The organism is Phytomonospora endophytica (assembly GCF_014202425.1).
Taxonomy (GTDB): domain Bacteria; phylum Actinomycetota; class Actinomycetes; order Mycobacteriales; family Micromonosporaceae; genus Phytomonospora; species Phytomonospora endophytica.
Genome location: NZ_JACHGT010000012.1, coordinates 99,716 through 113,635, shown reverse-complemented (window position 1 = coordinate 113,635; position 13,920 = coordinate 99,716). Strand labels below are relative to the sequence as shown.

The following is a 13,920-nucleotide window of genomic DNA, read 5'->3' as shown; positions in this document are numbered from 1 at the left end:
GCGAGCGAAATAAATCGTCTTGCGCCACGAGGATGACAATCATGCGACTCCGTCTCGAACGCCCGGCGAATTCCCTGATCGCACTGGTCCTTCTGCTGGCCGGCTGCGCTTCCGAACCCGCCGCCGAACCATTGCCGCGCCCGTCACTGTCCCCGGGCGGCGAAATCCCCGCCGACACCGCCGGGGCCCTGCCCCTGGCGGCCTACCGGCACGACCTCGACGGCGAGCGCCTCGTCGCCGAGGCCCGCGACGTCCTGGCCGCCGCGTGCATGACCCGCCTCGGTCATCCCGGCTGGCGGCCCGGCCCGCCGCCGGAGCCGAGGCCCTGGGAGTCGGGCATGTCGATCGGCCTGCTCGACGCCGGCCACGCCGCCGCCCACGGCTACCGCGCACCGCCCGACCGCCGCGCGGCCGAGTCGCGGCGGATGCCCGAGGGGGAACGTGTCGCCTACCTCGGCGCCTACCCGGGTGAGCCGGCACCCGACGGCGTCCCCGACGGCGGGTGCGCCGCCGAAGCCGACCGCGCCTTCGGGCCGCCTCCGGACCTGGGCGTCGTGGCCGAGCTGGGCGCGGCCGCCGAGGAAGCCGTCGCGTCGGACCCGAGGGCCGTCGATGCCCTTGGCGCGTGGAGCGCCTGCATGGCGACGCGGGGCTGGGAGTACGCCGGCCCGGGGGAGGCGCGGTTCCAGTACTGGCCACGGACGGTGACGAAAGTCGAGAAGACCCTGGCGAGCGCGGACGTGGCGTGCAAGAACGAGACCGGGCTGGCGGGAGTCTGGTTCGGGCTGCTCAACGGGTACCAGGCCGCACTGGCCGCACGGGAGCAGACGCGGCTCGCCGTCGTCGAAACCGCCCTCGCCGCGGAGCTTCAACGCGCACGCGCGATCGTGGGGGAGCGGACATGAGGCCCGCGATCCTCGTGATCGCGGCCCTGCTCGCGCTCACCGCCTGCGCGTCTTCCGCCGCGCCACCCGCCACCGCGCCCACCCCACCGGCCGACGTCGCCACCGCCGAAGCCGCCTACTGGACGGCCTGGTCCGAGGCCCAGGCCACCGCCGACGGCGAAGCGCTCGACACCGTCGCCGCCGACCCGCTCCTGACGAGCCTGCGGCAGGCGATGCGCGAGAAGGCCGCACGCGACGAGGTGACCGTCGGCCCGGTCACCCGGACCCCCGCCGGAGCCGAACAGCGCGGGACGGGCTGGGCCGTGGCCTCGTGCGTCGACTTCGACGCCCAGCGCGACACGCACACCGACGGGACGGCCGCCACCGGCCCACCGCCCGACCGGCCGACGACGCTCGTCACCGTCGTACTGCGTCCCCGCGAAGGCGGCTGGCGAGCCGTCGGGCTGTACTTCGGCGGAGAGTGCGGGTGAGCGCAAGGCGGTGAGCCGAGCCCTCGCCGTGCCCCGGTACAACCCCCGCCCTCACCCCAGTCCTCCCATCCCTTCAACCCGGTCGCCGCCGCCGGGCATGATGGGGGAGTGCAGCCGCAGCTTCCGTCCGCCGAGATCCGCGACCCCCGCGATCCCGACCCGGTGCCGTCCACCAAGGCGGTGACCGCGTTGGCGCTCGCCGTCGTCGCGGTGATCACGGCGCCGTTCATCGGCGGTGTCATCCCCGCCGTGCTGGCGCTTCGGCTGGCGGGGCAGGCCGAGGCCGAGATCGTCGCCTCCCAGGGCTTCCTGACCGGCAGCGCCCGGGTCAGGCGAGGCCGGTGGCTGGCGCAGCTGGCACTGCTCATCGCCGTGGCCGCGGTCCTCCTCGGGCTCCTGCTGTGGCTCGTCAGCCGGATCGGGGTGGCCGGCGGCGGCCCCGCCGGGAACGACTTCCCCTCCGATGTGGACTGATGCGGTGACCGACTCCCCCGACCGGCGTGACGAGCAGCCGCCGCAGCCGAGCTCCTACCCCTTCGCCGCGCCCGAGGAGCGCCCCGAGGCCCAGGCCGCCCGGCGCTCCTTCGAACCGGGCTCGCCGGAGTGGCTCGCGGCCAAACGCGCCCGTGAAGAGGACTTCGACGCCCTCGCCGAGCCCCGCACCGACGGCTTCGTACCCGAAACGGCCCCGGTCACCGCGGTCCCCGGCCCCGAGATCTTCGGCGGCCCGCCCCCGCCGGCCCGCCCGCGGCAGGACCCGCTGCTACCGCCGGTGCCCCCGGTCAAGCAGCCCATGGGCGCCCCGACGCCGGTCCCGCCGCGCATCGGCCGCCCGACCATGCCCTACGGCTACACCGGCCGGATAGCGCCCGGCTCCGCCGGAGGCGGCTACCAGCTGATGCTGCCCCAGATCAAGCCGATCCACTCCGGCCCGGCGATCGGCGGGGTGCTCGCCGGTTCGGCCGGCATCCTCGCGGCCATCGCCGTCGGGTGCGTCGGGATCATGTTCGACACCGTCTTCGGCGTCGCCTTCACCGTCCTCGCCGTCTTCCTGTGCGGTGCCTCACTGGCGCTGGCAGTCGTCGGCATGCGGCAGGTGAAGGCCTCCGGCGGCGAGTACACCGGCAGGGGCACGGCCATCACGGGAATGGTCCTCGGTGGCGTGGGGTTCCTGCTGACGGTGATGATGATCCTGGCCGTGGCGGCCTTCTCCGACGAACCGGGGCAGTCCGACAACCCGCCGATCGGCCCGTCCCCGACGTCGAGTGAGTCCCCACGCGGCCGGTGACCGCGACGCGACCCCTGGTGGATGCCCGGGGCCGCCGGGCGCTATGCTGTTCTGCGGTGTGCTCTCGTGTTGGTGCGAAGGCGGCATCACGACAAGGAGAAACACAACAGCTACACAGCAGGGGTGAAACGAGCGGTCACCCGAGCGCCGAGGTGAGCCTGAGCACTCCTCATGACGTTCGCGAGTCCGCTTTGACCCGCCGACCATATGGTGGGTACGCTTCCCCCTTGTGCCCGGGCCCTGTGCCCGGGTTCGCGCGCGTGCACCACCTCGGGTGAGGCACGGCGTAACCCCAAGACTTCGAGTGCGAAGAACGGCTTGAGGTGCGCGAAGGCGACACGCCCGAGCGCGGGGGGCGGACAAGCACCGACAAGCCGGTGCGAGCCCGCACAAGACAGGCGAGATCGAAACAACCAGGAGTAGACGGCTCGGCTCCGGCAGGATGCCATGAGGAGCCAAAGGGAGAAGAGAAACCCGGTGCCAACGATCCAGCAGCTGGTCCGTAAGGGCCGCAAGGCCAAAGCGAGTAAGAGCAAGACCCCGGCGCTCAAGGGCTGCCCCCAGCGTCGTGGCGTGTGCACGCGTGTGTACACGACCACCCCCAAGAAGCCGAACTCGGCGCTCCGCAAGGTCGCCCGCGTGCGCCTCATGAGCGGCTTCGAGGTCACCGCCTACATCCCCGGTGTGGGGCACAACCTGCAGGAGCACTCGATCGTGCTCGTGCGCGGCGGCCGTGTGAAGGACCTTCCCGGCGTCCGCTACAAGATCGTCCGCGGATCGCTCGACACCCAGGGTGTTCGTGACCGCAAGCAGGCCCGCAGCCGCTACGGCGCGAAGAAGGAGAAGAGCTAACAATGCCTCGTAAAGGCCCGGCTCCGCGCCGTCCGCTCGCCGCCGACCCCGTGTACCACTCGGTCCTGGTCACTCAGCTGATCAACAAGGTCCTGGTGCGCGGTAAGCGTCAGCTCGCCGAGCGCATCGTCTACAACGCCCTTGAGGGCACCCGCGCCAAGAGCGAGACCGACCCGGTCGTCACGCTCAAGCGCGCCCTCGACAACGTCAAGCCCGCCCTTGAGGTCCGCAGCCGCCGTGTCGGTGGCGCGACCTACCAGGTGCCGGTCGACGTCCGTCCGTCTCGTGCGACCACGCTCGGGCTTCGCTGGCTGGTTGTCTTCAGCCGCGCCCGTCGTGAGAAGACGATGACCGAGCGCCTCATGAACGAGCTGCTCGACGCCAGCAACGGCCTCGGTGCCGCTGTCAAGCGTCGCGAAGACACCCACAAGATGGCCGAGTCCAACAAGGCCTTCGCGCACTACCGCTGGTAAACGAGTCGCCGCTCGCGTACGCGAGCGGCATACTCGTGTCGTCCTCGGCGCATACCGAGGGCCCACGCCAACGGCGAGCGCGATCAGAGATTTGACCGAGCCGTTGGTAGTGGGCGGCCAGTGAGTTACACGACTAGAGAATCAGGACAAGACAGTGGCTAAGGCCGACAGCGCCCTGGCGAAGCTCCGCAACATCGGCATCATGGCGCACATCGATGCCGGTAAGACGACGACGACTGAGCGGATCCTGTTCTACACCGGCATCACGTACAAGATCGGCGAGGTGCACGACGGCGCCGCGACGATGGACTGGATGGAGCAGGAGCAGGAGCGTGGTATCACCATCACCTCCGCCGCCATCACCTGCCATTGGAAAGACCACACCATCCAGATCATCGACACGCCCGGCCACGTCGACTTCACGGTCGAGGTCGAGCGGTCGCTGCGCGTCCTCGACAGCGCGATCGCCGTGTACGACGGTGTCGCCGGTGTCGAACCGCAGACCGAGAACGTCTGGCGTCAGGCGGACAAGTACAACGTCCCGCGGATGTGCTTCGTCAACAAGCTCGACCGCACCGGTGCGAACTTCTTCCGCTGCGTGGACATGATGGTGGAGCGCCTCGGCGCCAACCCCCTCGTCCTCCAGCTGCCGATCGGCAACGAGGCGGACTTCATCGGAGTCGTCGACCTGGTCGAGATGCGCGCCCTCGTGTGGCGCGGCGAGACCCAGATCGGTGAGGACTACGAGATCGAGCCGATCCCGGCCGAGCTCGCCGACCAGGCCGCCGAGTACCGCGAGAAGCTCCTTGAGGGCCTCGCGGACCTCGACGACGAGATCGCCGAGAAGTTCCTCGAAGGTGAGGAGCTGTCGACCGCCGAGATCAAGGCCGCGATCCGCAAGGCCACGATCGCCGGCAAGGCGAACCCGGTCCTGACCGGTACCGCGTTCAAGAACAAGGGCGTTCAGCCCCTGCTCGACGCGGTCATCGACTACCTCCCCGCGCCCATCGACGTCCCGGCGATCACCGGTACGAAGATGGACGGCGAGACCCCCGACAAGCGCGAGTCGGACGTCACCGAGCCCTTCTCCGGCCTGGCCTTCAAGGTCCAGACGGACAAGCACCTGGGCAAGCTGACGTACGTGCGCGTCTACTCGGGCCGGGTCGAGCCGGGCACCCAGGTCATCAACTCGACCAAGGACCGCAAGGAGCGCGTCGGCAAGATCTACCAGATGCACGCGAACAAGCGCGAGGAGCGCACGTTCGCGCAGGCCGGTGACATCATCGCCGTCCAGGGTCTCAAGCAGACCACCACCGGTGACACGCTGTCCGACAGCGCGAACCCGGTGATCCTGGAGTCGATGACCTTCCCCGAGCCCGTCATCTCGGTGGCCATCGAGCCGAAGTCGAAGGCCGACCAGGACAAGCTGTCGACCGCGATCCAGCGGCTCGCCGAAGAGGACCCGACCTTCCGCGTCAAGACCGACGAGGAGACCGGCCAGACGGTCATCTCCGGTATGGGCGAGCTCCACCTGGACATCCTGGTGGACCGCATGCGCCGCGAGTTCAACGTCGAGGCCAACATCGGAAAGCCGCAGGTGGCCTACCGCGAGACGATCCGCAAGCGGGTCGACAAGGTGGAGTACCTGCACAAGAAGCAGACCGGTGGTTCGGGTCAGTTCGCGCGAGTGATCGTGGCGATCGAGCCCCTGCAGATGACCAGCGACGGTCCGACGTACGTGTTCGAGAACAAGGTCACCGGTGGCCGGATCCCGCGGGAGTACATCCCGTCGATCGACGCCGGTGCCCAGGACTCGATGCAGTACGGCATCCTCGCGGGTTACCCGCTGGTGGGCATCAAGCTGGAGCTGCTCGACGGTCAGTACCACGAGGTCGACTCCTCGGAGATGGCCTTCAAGATCGCCGGCGCTCAGGTGCTCAAGGAAGCGGCCCGCAGGGCCGACCCGGCACTGCTGGAACCCATGTTCGCCGTTGAGGTCACCACTCCCGAGGAGAACATGGGTGACGTCATCGGAGACCTCAACTCCCGCCGCGGGATGGTCCAGGAGATGGGCGAGCGTGGAAACGCCCGTACCGTCAAGGCCCTGGTCCCCCTCAGCGAGATGTTCGGCTACGTCGGCGACCTGCGGTCGAAGACCCAGGGCCGGGCGAGCTACAGCATGCAGTTCGACTCGTACGCCGAGGTGCCGGCGAACGTGGCCAAGGAGATCATCGCGAAAGCGACGGGTGAGTGAGCCGCTAGGCGAACCCACCCGGAGACTCGCGATGATCAATAAGCAGAGCATCGCGGGTTTCGATACGGAAACGAGCCGCTAGGCGAGTCTCCGTATCGCCAAGGCCACGGGCGAGTAAGTAAGCGTTCGACCGACCGGCTTCGACCCCGGTGGCGACCCCGAAACGGGTTGGTGCCAGGGTCGGAGTCGGGGAGTCGGCACGGCCCACCGGGCTTCACCGCCGGGTAGGCCACCACCGAAGCGCGGTGAGGGCGGTCGTGAACCGGCCGCCGGATCCGGCGAGAAGCACTGCATAACCCGCACGGCCCCAGGTCAAGAGACCCAGGGCTGTGACCTCAGGTAAATCGACGTAGTAATCAGATGTCCACAGGAGGACGACAGTGGCGAAGGCGAAGTTCGAGCGGACTAAGCCGCACGTCAACATCGGCACCATCGGTCACATCGACCACGGTAAGACGACGCTGACGGCGGCCATCACCAAGGTCCTGCACGACAAGTTCCCGGACCTCAACCCGTACACCCCGTTCGACGAGATCGACAAGGCGCCTGAAGAGAAGCAGCGCGGCATCACGATCTCGATCGCGCACGTGGAGTACCAGACCGAAGAGCGTCACTACGCTCACGTTGACTGCCCCGGTCACGCCGACTACATCAAGAACATGATCACCGGTGCCGCGCAGATGGACGGCGCGATCCTGGTGGTCTCGGCGACCGACGGCCCGATGCCGCAGACCAAGGAGCACGTGCTCCTGGCCCGCCAGGTCGGTGTTCCGTACATCGTCGTCGCGCTCAACAAGTCCGACATGGTCGACGACGAGGAGATCCTCGAACTCGTCGAGATGGAGGTCCGTGAGCTCCTGAGCACCTACGAGTTCCCCGGTGACGACGCTCCCGTCGTCAAGGTCTCGGCGCTCAAGGCTCTTGAGGGCGACGAGGCGTGGGCGAACTCCGTGGGCGAGCTCATGGACGCCGTCGACAGCTCGATCCCGACGCCGGCGCGTGAGACCGAGAAGCCGTTCCTCATGCCCGTCGAGGACGTCTTCACGATCACCGGTCGCGGTACGGTCGTCACCGGCCGTGTCGAGCGCGGTGTGCTCCTCCCCAACGAGGACGTCGAGATCATCGGCATCAAGGAGAAGGCGCTGACCACCAAGGTCACCGCCATCGAGATGTTCCGCAAGACCCTCGACGACGCTCGCGCAGGTGAGAACGTCGGTCTGCTCCTGCGCGGTATCAAGCGCGAGGACGTCGAGCGCGGCCAGTGTGTCATCAAGCCGGGCACCACGACCCCGCACACGAACTTCGAGGGTCAGGTCTACGTCCTCTCCAAGGACGAGGGCGGCCGTCACACGCCGTTCTTCAACAACTACCGCCCGCAGTTCTACTTCCGCACCACCGACGTGACCGGCGTCGTGACCCTCCCCGAGGGCACCGACATGGTCATGCCCGGTGACAGCACCTCCATGACGGTCGAGCTGATCCAGCCGATCGCCATGGAAGAGGGTCTCCTCTTCGCCATCCGCGAGGGTGGCCGCACGGTCGGTTCCGGCCGTGTCACGAAGATCCTGAAGTAGTTCGGCAGCTATAACGCACACGCCGGACTTTTCGAGTTCGGTGTGACGTACGCCGGGGAACGCACCCCGGAGTGGGCGCGTTCCCCGGCGTACGGCATAATGAACAGGTTGCGCCCTGCGGGGCGGTGGGCACCACTGCGCCTTGTTTGCGTACGTGTCCGAGCCGCACCGCGCGTCTGGCGCGAGGCTTGAGGAAAACGCGCGAGCGACATCCGGCTCTGGCATGCCCAGGGACGAGACTGCCCGCAGACCGCGACACGCCCGACCTCGGGGACCGGACAAGGGCCCTGAAACGAGTGGGATGAGAGTAAAGGAACCATGGCGGGACAGAAGATCCGCATTCGGCTCAAGGCCTACGACCACGAGGTCGTGGACTCCTCGGCGCGAAAGATCGTCGAGACGGTTACGCGTACCGGTGCCAACATCGCGGGGCCCGTGCCGCTCCCGACTGAGGTCAACCGCTTCTGCGTGATCCGTTCGCCGCACAAGTACAAGGACTCGCGTGAGCACTTCGAGATGCGCACGCACAAGCGCCTGATCGACATCCTTGACCCGACACCGAAGACGGTCGACTCGCTGATGCGCCTCGACCTCCCCGCCGGTGTCGACATCGAGATCAAGCTGTAGGGACCAGAGGCGATGGACAGGCAAGTCAACGGCATTCTGGGCACGAAGCTCGGTATGACCCAGGTGTGGGACGAGAACAACCGCGTCGTCCCCGTCACCGTCGTGCAGGCCGGCCCGTGTGTGGTGACGCAGGTGCGCACCCCTGACACGGACGGCTACTCGGCGGTGCAGCTCGCGTTCGGCGCGATCGACCCCCGCAAGGTCACGCAGCCGCTCCGCGGCCACTACGCCAAGTCGGAGACCGCGCCCCGCCGCCACGCGGTGGAGATGCGCACCTCCGACGCCGGTGAGTACGCCGCCGGCGACGAGATCACGGTCGACAAGTTCGCCGAGATCAAGCTCGTCGACATCACGGGTACCACCAAGGGCAAGGGCTACGCCGGTGTCATGAAGCGTCACGGCTTCAGCGGCCTCGGCGCCGGTCACGGCGTGCAGCGCAAGCACCGCTCCCCGGGCTCGATCGGCGGATGCGCCACCCCGGGTCGTGTCTTCAAGGGCATGCGCATGGCCGGTCGCATGGGTGGCGTTCGCCAGACCGTGCAGAACCTGGTCATCCACGCGGTGGACACCGAGAACAACCTGCTGCTGATCAAGGGCGCGCTTCCCGGTCCCAAGGGCGGCCTCGTGCTGATCCGCACGGCCGCGAAGACCTCGCTCGCCAAGGGTGGTGTTAGCAAATGAGCCTCCAGGTAGACGTCAAGAACCCGGTCGGTGACAAGAAGTCCACCGAGACCGTGGATCTCCCGGCCGACATGTTCGACCGCCAGGTCAACATCCCGCTGATGCACCAGGTCGTCGTCGCGCAGCTCGCTGCGGCGCGCCAGGGCACGCACAAGGTGAAGACCCGCGGCGAGGTCGCCGGCGGCGGCAAGAAGCCGTACCGTCAGAAGGGCACCGGCCGCGCCCGTCAGGGTTCGACCCGCGCTCCGCAGTTCGCCGGTGGTGGCGTCGTGCACGGTCCCGTGCCGCGCGACTACTCGCAGCGGACGCCCAAGAAGATGAAGGCCGCCGCCCTGCGCAGCGCCCTGTCGGACCGCGCCCGCAACGGCCAGGTCCACGTCGTCTCCGCCCTCGTCGAGGGTGAGACCCCCAAGACCAAGACGGCGATCGCGTCGCTGCGCAAGGTCACCGAGTCCCGTCGGGTGCTGGTCGTTCTCGACCGCTTCGACGAGGTCACCTGGATGAGCCTGCGCAACGAGCCTTCGGTGCACATCCTGGTCGTCGACCAGCTGAACACCTACGACGTGCTCGTCAACGACGACGTGGTCTTCACCAAGGGCGCCTACGACATCTTCGTCGGCAACGGCACCACCAAGGACGAGGAGGCCGCGGCATGAGTGGCATCGACACCTCGGACCCGCGCGACATCATCCTCGCGCCGGTCATCTCGGAGAAGAGCTACGGCCTCACCGAGCTGAACAAGTTCACGTTCCTGGTCGCGACTGATGCGAATAAGACTCACATCAAGAACGCCATCCAGGAGATCTTCGAGGTGAAGGTCGCCAGCGTGAACACTCTCAACCGTGAGGGCAAGCGCAAGCGCACCCGCACCGGCTGGGGCAAGCGCAAGGACACCAAGCGCGCGATCGTGACCGTTGACGGAGACAGCACCGCTCTCTCCGAGATCTTCGGCGCCGCGGCCGGTTAGGGAGCTTCGCAGAAATGGGCATCCGCAAATACAAGCCGACGACCCCCGGTCGTCGCGGGTCGAGCGTCGCCGACTTCGTCGAGGTCACCCGCTCCACCCCCGAGAAGTCGCTGCTGCGTCCGCTGACCTCCAGCGGTGGCCGCAACTCGCACGGCCGCATCACCACGCGGCACCGCGGTGGCGGGCACAAGCGCCAGTACCGTCTGATCGACTTCCGTCGTCACGACAAGGACGGCATCCCGGCCAAGGTCGCGCACATCGAGTACGACCCGAACCGCACCGCGCGCATCGCGCTGCTGCACTACGCCGACGGTGAGAAGCGCTACATCCTGGCGCCGAAGGACCTGAAGCAGGGCGCGGCGATCGAGAACGGCCCCAGCGCCGACATCAAGCCGGGTAACAACCTCCCGCTGCGCAACATCCCCGTGGGTACGACCATCCACGCGGTGGAGCTGCGGCCGGGCGGCGGCGCGAAGATGGCCCGCTCCGCGGGTTCGTCGATCCAGCTGCTGGCCCGTGAGGGGCAGTACGCGCACCTGCGCATGCCGTCCGGTGAGATCCGCCTGGTCGACACGCGCTGCCGCGCGACGGTCGGCGAGGTCGGCAACGCCGAACAGTCGAACATCAACTGGGGCAAGGCCGGCCGCATGCGCTGGAAGGGCCGTCGTCCCACGGTTCGTGGTGTCGCCATGAACCCGGTCGACCACCCGCACGGTGGTGGTGAGGGTAAGACCTCAGGTGGCCGTCACCCGGTGAACCCGCAGGGTAAGCCGGAGGGCCGCACCCGTGCCAAGCGCAAGCCGAGCGACCGGCTCATCGTCCGGCGCCGCTACGTGAACCGGAAGCGATGAGGTAGCAGGACATGCCGCGCAGTTTGAAGAAGGGTCCGTTCATCGACGACCACCTTCTCAAGAAGGTTGAGAAGGCCGTCGAGACGAACAGCAAGAACGTCATCAAGACCTGGTCGCGCCGGTCGACGATCATCCCCGAGATGATCGGTCTGACCCTGGCCGTCCACGACGGCCGGAAGCACGTCCCGGTCTTCGTCAGCGAGGCGATGGTCGGGCACAAGCTCGGCGAGTTCGCGCTGACCCGGACGTTCCGCTCGCACGACAAAGACGACCGCAAGAGCCGCCGCCGCTAGGCGCGGGTTAACGAGCAAGGGGATTTCGATGGCAAGCAATGACGCCATTCCGGCGCCTGGCGCACGGGCCGTTGCACGGCACGTCCGCGTCTCGCCGAACAAGGCGCGTCGTGTCGTCAACCTCGTTCGTGGCCTTCCCGCGACCGAGGCGCTGACGGTTCTGAAGTTCGCCCCGCAGGCGGCGAGCGAACCCGTGTACAAGGTGGTCGCCAGCGCGATCGCCAACGCGGAGAACAACGAGCGGCTCGACCCCGAGTCGCTGCTCATCGCCGAGGCCCGCGTTGACGAGGGCCCGACGATGAAGCGGTACCGGCCGCGTGCCCACGGGCGTGCGTACCGGATCCGTAAGCGGACCAGCCACATCACGATCGTGGTGGAGAGCGTGGCGGCGGGCCAGGGGTCCGTCACCGTTCCTCGCCCGCAGCGTCGTGCGGCGACCAAGACGGCGGCCCCGGCCGCCGCCGAGGTCACCGAGGCGACGGAGAACGACGACACGATCGAGGCGACCGCCGAGGACGCCGACGAGAAGAAGGCGTCTAAGAAGGAGGCGGCCGAGTAATGGGCCAAAAGATTCACCCGCACGGGTTCCGGCTCGGTATCAGCACCGACTGGACGTCGCGCTGGTACGCCGACAAGCTCTACAAGGACTACGTGGCCGAGGATGTCCAGATCCGGAAGCTGATGTCGAAGGGCCTTGAGCGCGCCGGCATCGCGAAGGTCGACATCGAGCGCACCCGTGAAAAGGTCCGCGTCGACATCCACACCGCGCGTCCGGGCATCGTCATCGGCCGCAAGGGTGCCGAGGCCGAGCGTCTCCGCGGCAAGCTGGAGAAGCTCACCGGCGGCAAGCAGGTGCAGCTGAACATTCTTGAGGTCAAGAACCCCGAGTCGGACGCCCAGCTCGTCGCGCAGGGCATCGCCGAGCAGCTGGCCAGCCGGGTCAACTTCCGTCGCGCGATGCGCAAGGCCATTCAGTCGGCCATGCGCAACCCGATGGTCAAGGGCATCCGGGTCCAGTGCGGCGGCCGTCTCGGCGGCGCCGAGATGTCCCGCTCCGAGTTCTACCGCGAGGGTCGCGTCCCGCTGCACACGCTGCGCGCGAACATCGACTACGGCCTGTTCGAGGCCCGCACCAACTTCGGCCAGATCGGCGTGAAGGTGTGGATCTACAAGGGCGAGGGTGTTCCCGGTCGTGATGGCGACCAGCAGCAGCGTCCGCAGCGTCGTGCCGGCGAGCGTCCCGACCGGGGTGCGCGTCGTGGCGGCGGCGGCGACCGTCCGGGCCGTCTGCGCTCCGGCGCGTCGGGTACCACCGCAACAGGCACCGAGGCCGGCCGCGCCGCCTCCGGTGAAACGAAGCAGGAGGGCTGAGCAGCCATGCTTATGCCACGTAAGCCCCCGAAGGGCTTCCGTAAGCCGCACAACCCGAAGCGATCGGGTAAGAGCAAGGGCGGCACGAAGGTCACTTTCGGCGAGTACGGCATCCAGGCTCTGAGCCCGGCGTACGTGACGAACCGGCAGATCGAGTCGGCTCGTATCGCGATGACCCGTCACATCAAGCGTGGCGGCAAGGTCTGGATCAACATCTTCCCGGACCAGGCGATCACGAAGAAGCCCGCCGAGACCCGCATGGGTTCCGGTAAGGGAACTCCCGAGTGGTGGATCGCGAACGTCAAGCCCGGCCGGGTCATGTTCGAGCTGTCGTTCCCGAACGAGCAGATCGCGCGCGAGGCACTTCGCCGCGCCATGCACAAGCTGCCGATGAAGTGCCGGATCGTGACGCGCGAAGTGGGTGAGGTCTGATGGCGGCGACTGTCGCTGCCGGTGAGCTGCGAGAGCTCACCGACGAAGAGCTGCTCGCGCGGCTGAAGGAATGCAAGCAAGAGCTGTTCAATCTGCGGATGCAGGCCGCGACCGGTCAGCTCGACGACAACCGGGGATTGAAGGCCGTGCGCCACAACATCGCCCGGATCTACACGATCATGCGCGAGCGCGAGCTGGGCCTGTCCGTCGCGCCGACGGAGGTTGAGGCTTCATGAGCAGTACGCAGGGAACGCGTGCGCGACGGAAGGTCCGTGAGGGCCTCGTCGTGAGCGACAAGATGGACAAGACCGCGGTCATCGAGGTCGAGGACCGGGTCAAGCACCCGCTCTACGGCAAGGTCTTGCGCCGCACCAAGAAGTACAAGGCACACGACGAGCACAACCAGTGCGGCGTCGGCGACCGGGTCCAGATCATGGAGACCCGTCCGCTGTCGGCCACCAAGCGCTGGCGCGTCGTGGAGATCCTCGAGAAAGCCAAGTAGGGAGCCGACGTGATTCAGCAGGAGTCGCGACTTCGCGTCGCCGACAACACCGGTGCCAGGCAGATCCTGTGCATCCGCGTGCTCGGTGGTTCGGGTCGGCGTTACGCCGGCATCGGCGACCTCATCGTGGCCACCGTCAAGGACGCCATTCCGGGTGCCGGTATCAAGAAGGGTGACGTCGTTCGCGCCGTCGTCGTTCGGACCGCCAAGGAGAAGCGTCGTCCGGATGGCTCGTACATCCGCTTCGACGAGAACGCCGCCGTCATCATCAAGGACGACGGCGAGCCGCGCGGTACGCGCATCTTCGGCCCGGTGGGCCGCGAGCTGCGGGACAAGCGCTTCATGAAGATCATCTCCCTCGCGCCGGAGGTGCTGTAACC

20 protein-coding genes are annotated in these 13,920 nt (G+C 67.8%); all 20 read left to right on the top strand.

Annotated elements, in window-relative coordinates; translation table 11 throughout:
- Nucleotides 1-41: 41 nt before the first annotated feature.
- The 20 genes from HNR73_RS25860 to rplN all read left to right on the top strand — a co-directional run bounded on the left by HNR73_RS25860 (nucleotide 42) and on the right by rplN (nucleotide 13,918).
- Entirely contained in the window at nucleotides 42-905 is an 864-nt protein-coding gene (locus HNR73_RS25860) for a hypothetical protein (protein WP_184790222.1), read from the top strand.
- Entirely contained in the window at nucleotides 902-1,375 is a 474-nt protein-coding gene (locus HNR73_RS25855) for a hypothetical protein (protein WP_184790221.1), read from the top strand. The genes HNR73_RS25860 and HNR73_RS25855 overlap by 4 nt, the downstream gene beginning before the upstream one ends.
- Nucleotides 1,376-1,483: 108 nt before the next feature.
- Nucleotides 1,484-1,849, top strand: coding sequence for a hypothetical protein (locus HNR73_RS25850; RefSeq protein ID WP_184790220.1), 366 nt, complete (start codon nucleotides 1,484-1,486; stop codon nucleotides 1,847-1,849).
- A gap of 4 nt (nucleotides 1,850-1,853) precedes the next feature.
- Complete coding sequence (locus HNR73_RS25845) at nucleotides 1,854-2,663, top strand: DUF4190 domain-containing protein (protein WP_184790219.1); 810 nt, start codon at nucleotides 1,854-1,856, stop codon at nucleotides 2,661-2,663.
- A gap of 477 nt (nucleotides 2,664-3,140) precedes the next feature.
- Entirely contained in the window at nucleotides 3,141-3,515 is a 375-nt protein-coding gene (rpsL, locus tag HNR73_RS25840; RefSeq protein ID WP_184790218.1) for a 30S ribosomal protein S12, read from the top strand.
- Nucleotides 3,516-3,517: 2 nt separating this feature from the next.
- Nucleotides 3,518-3,988 (top strand): 30S ribosomal protein S7, encoded by a 471-nt coding sequence (gene rpsG / locus HNR73_RS25835; protein ID WP_184790217.1) that lies wholly within the window; start codon nucleotides 3,518-3,520, stop codon nucleotides 3,986-3,988.
- A gap of 154 nt (nucleotides 3,989-4,142) precedes the next feature.
- Nucleotides 4,143-6,242, top strand: coding sequence for an elongation factor G (gene fusA, locus HNR73_RS25830; RefSeq protein ID WP_184790216.1), 2,100 nt, complete (start codon nucleotides 4,143-4,145; stop codon nucleotides 6,240-6,242).
- 380 nt (nucleotides 6,243-6,622) lie between these two features.
- Complete coding sequence (gene tuf / locus HNR73_RS25825) at nucleotides 6,623-7,816, top strand: elongation factor Tu (protein WP_184790215.1); 1,194 nt, start codon at nucleotides 6,623-6,625, stop codon at nucleotides 7,814-7,816.
- Between the two features lie 318 nt (nucleotides 7,817-8,134).
- Nucleotides 8,135-8,443, top strand: coding sequence for a 30S ribosomal protein S10 (gene rpsJ, locus HNR73_RS25820; RefSeq protein WP_184790214.1), 309 nt, complete (start codon nucleotides 8,135-8,137; stop codon nucleotides 8,441-8,443).
- Nucleotides 8,444-8,455: 12 nt separating this feature from the next.
- Nucleotides 8,456-9,124: a 50S ribosomal protein L3 gene (gene rplC, locus HNR73_RS25815; protein ID WP_184790213.1), complete on the top strand. Its 669-nt coding sequence runs from the start codon at nucleotides 8,456-8,458 to the stop codon at nucleotides 9,122-9,124.
- A complete protein-coding gene (gene rplD, locus HNR73_RS25810; protein WP_184790212.1) occupies nucleotides 9,121-9,780 on the top strand; it encodes a 50S ribosomal protein L4 in 660 nt (219 codons plus the stop codon). The genes rplC and rplD overlap by 4 nt, the downstream gene beginning before the upstream one ends.
- Nucleotides 9,777-10,091: a 50S ribosomal protein L23 gene (rplW, locus tag HNR73_RS25805; RefSeq protein WP_184790211.1), complete on the top strand. Its 315-nt coding sequence runs from the start codon at nucleotides 9,777-9,779 to the stop codon at nucleotides 10,089-10,091. The genes rplD and rplW overlap by 4 nt, the downstream gene beginning before the upstream one ends.
- A 14-nt stretch (nucleotides 10,092-10,105) precedes the next feature.
- Nucleotides 10,106-10,942, top strand: a complete 837-nt coding sequence (rplB, locus tag HNR73_RS25800) for a 50S ribosomal protein L2 (protein WP_184790210.1) — start codon at nucleotides 10,106-10,108, stop codon at nucleotides 10,940-10,942.
- Between the two features lie 11 nt (nucleotides 10,943-10,953).
- Nucleotides 10,954-11,235, top strand: coding sequence for a 30S ribosomal protein S19 (gene rpsS, locus HNR73_RS25795; protein ID WP_184790209.1), 282 nt, complete (start codon nucleotides 10,954-10,956; stop codon nucleotides 11,233-11,235).
- A 28-nt stretch (nucleotides 11,236-11,263) separates the two neighbouring features.
- Nucleotides 11,264-11,794 (top strand): 50S ribosomal protein L22, encoded by a 531-nt coding sequence (rplV, locus tag HNR73_RS25790; RefSeq protein WP_184790208.1) that lies wholly within the window; start codon nucleotides 11,264-11,266, stop codon nucleotides 11,792-11,794.
- Entirely contained in the window at nucleotides 11,794-12,606 is an 813-nt protein-coding gene (gene rpsC / locus HNR73_RS25785) for a 30S ribosomal protein S3 (protein WP_184790207.1), read from the top strand. Before rplV ends, rpsC begins: the two co-directional genes overlap by 1 nt.
- A gap of 6 nt (nucleotides 12,607-12,612) precedes the next feature.
- Nucleotides 12,613-13,038 carry a 50S ribosomal protein L16 gene (gene rplP / locus HNR73_RS25780; RefSeq protein ID WP_184790206.1) on the top strand — a complete coding sequence of 142 codons (426 nt, stop codon included), beginning with the start codon at nucleotides 12,613-12,615 and terminating at the stop codon, nucleotides 13,036-13,038.
- Complete coding sequence (gene rpmC, locus HNR73_RS25775; RefSeq protein WP_184790205.1) at nucleotides 13,038-13,274, top strand: 50S ribosomal protein L29; 237 nt, start codon at nucleotides 13,038-13,040, stop codon at nucleotides 13,272-13,274. Before rplP ends, rpmC begins: the two co-directional genes overlap by 1 nt.
- On the top strand, nucleotides 13,271-13,540 hold the full coding sequence (gene rpsQ, locus HNR73_RS25770; RefSeq protein ID WP_184790204.1) for a 30S ribosomal protein S17: 270 nt from the start codon (nucleotides 13,271-13,273) through the stop codon (nucleotides 13,538-13,540). Before rpmC ends, rpsQ begins: the two co-directional genes overlap by 4 nt.
- Nucleotides 13,541-13,549: 9 nt before the next feature.
- Nucleotides 13,550-13,918, top strand: coding sequence for a 50S ribosomal protein L14 (gene rplN, locus HNR73_RS25765; RefSeq protein ID WP_184790203.1), 369 nt, complete (start codon nucleotides 13,550-13,552; stop codon nucleotides 13,916-13,918).
- The last annotated feature ends 2 nt before the right edge of the window (nucleotides 13,919-13,920 follow it).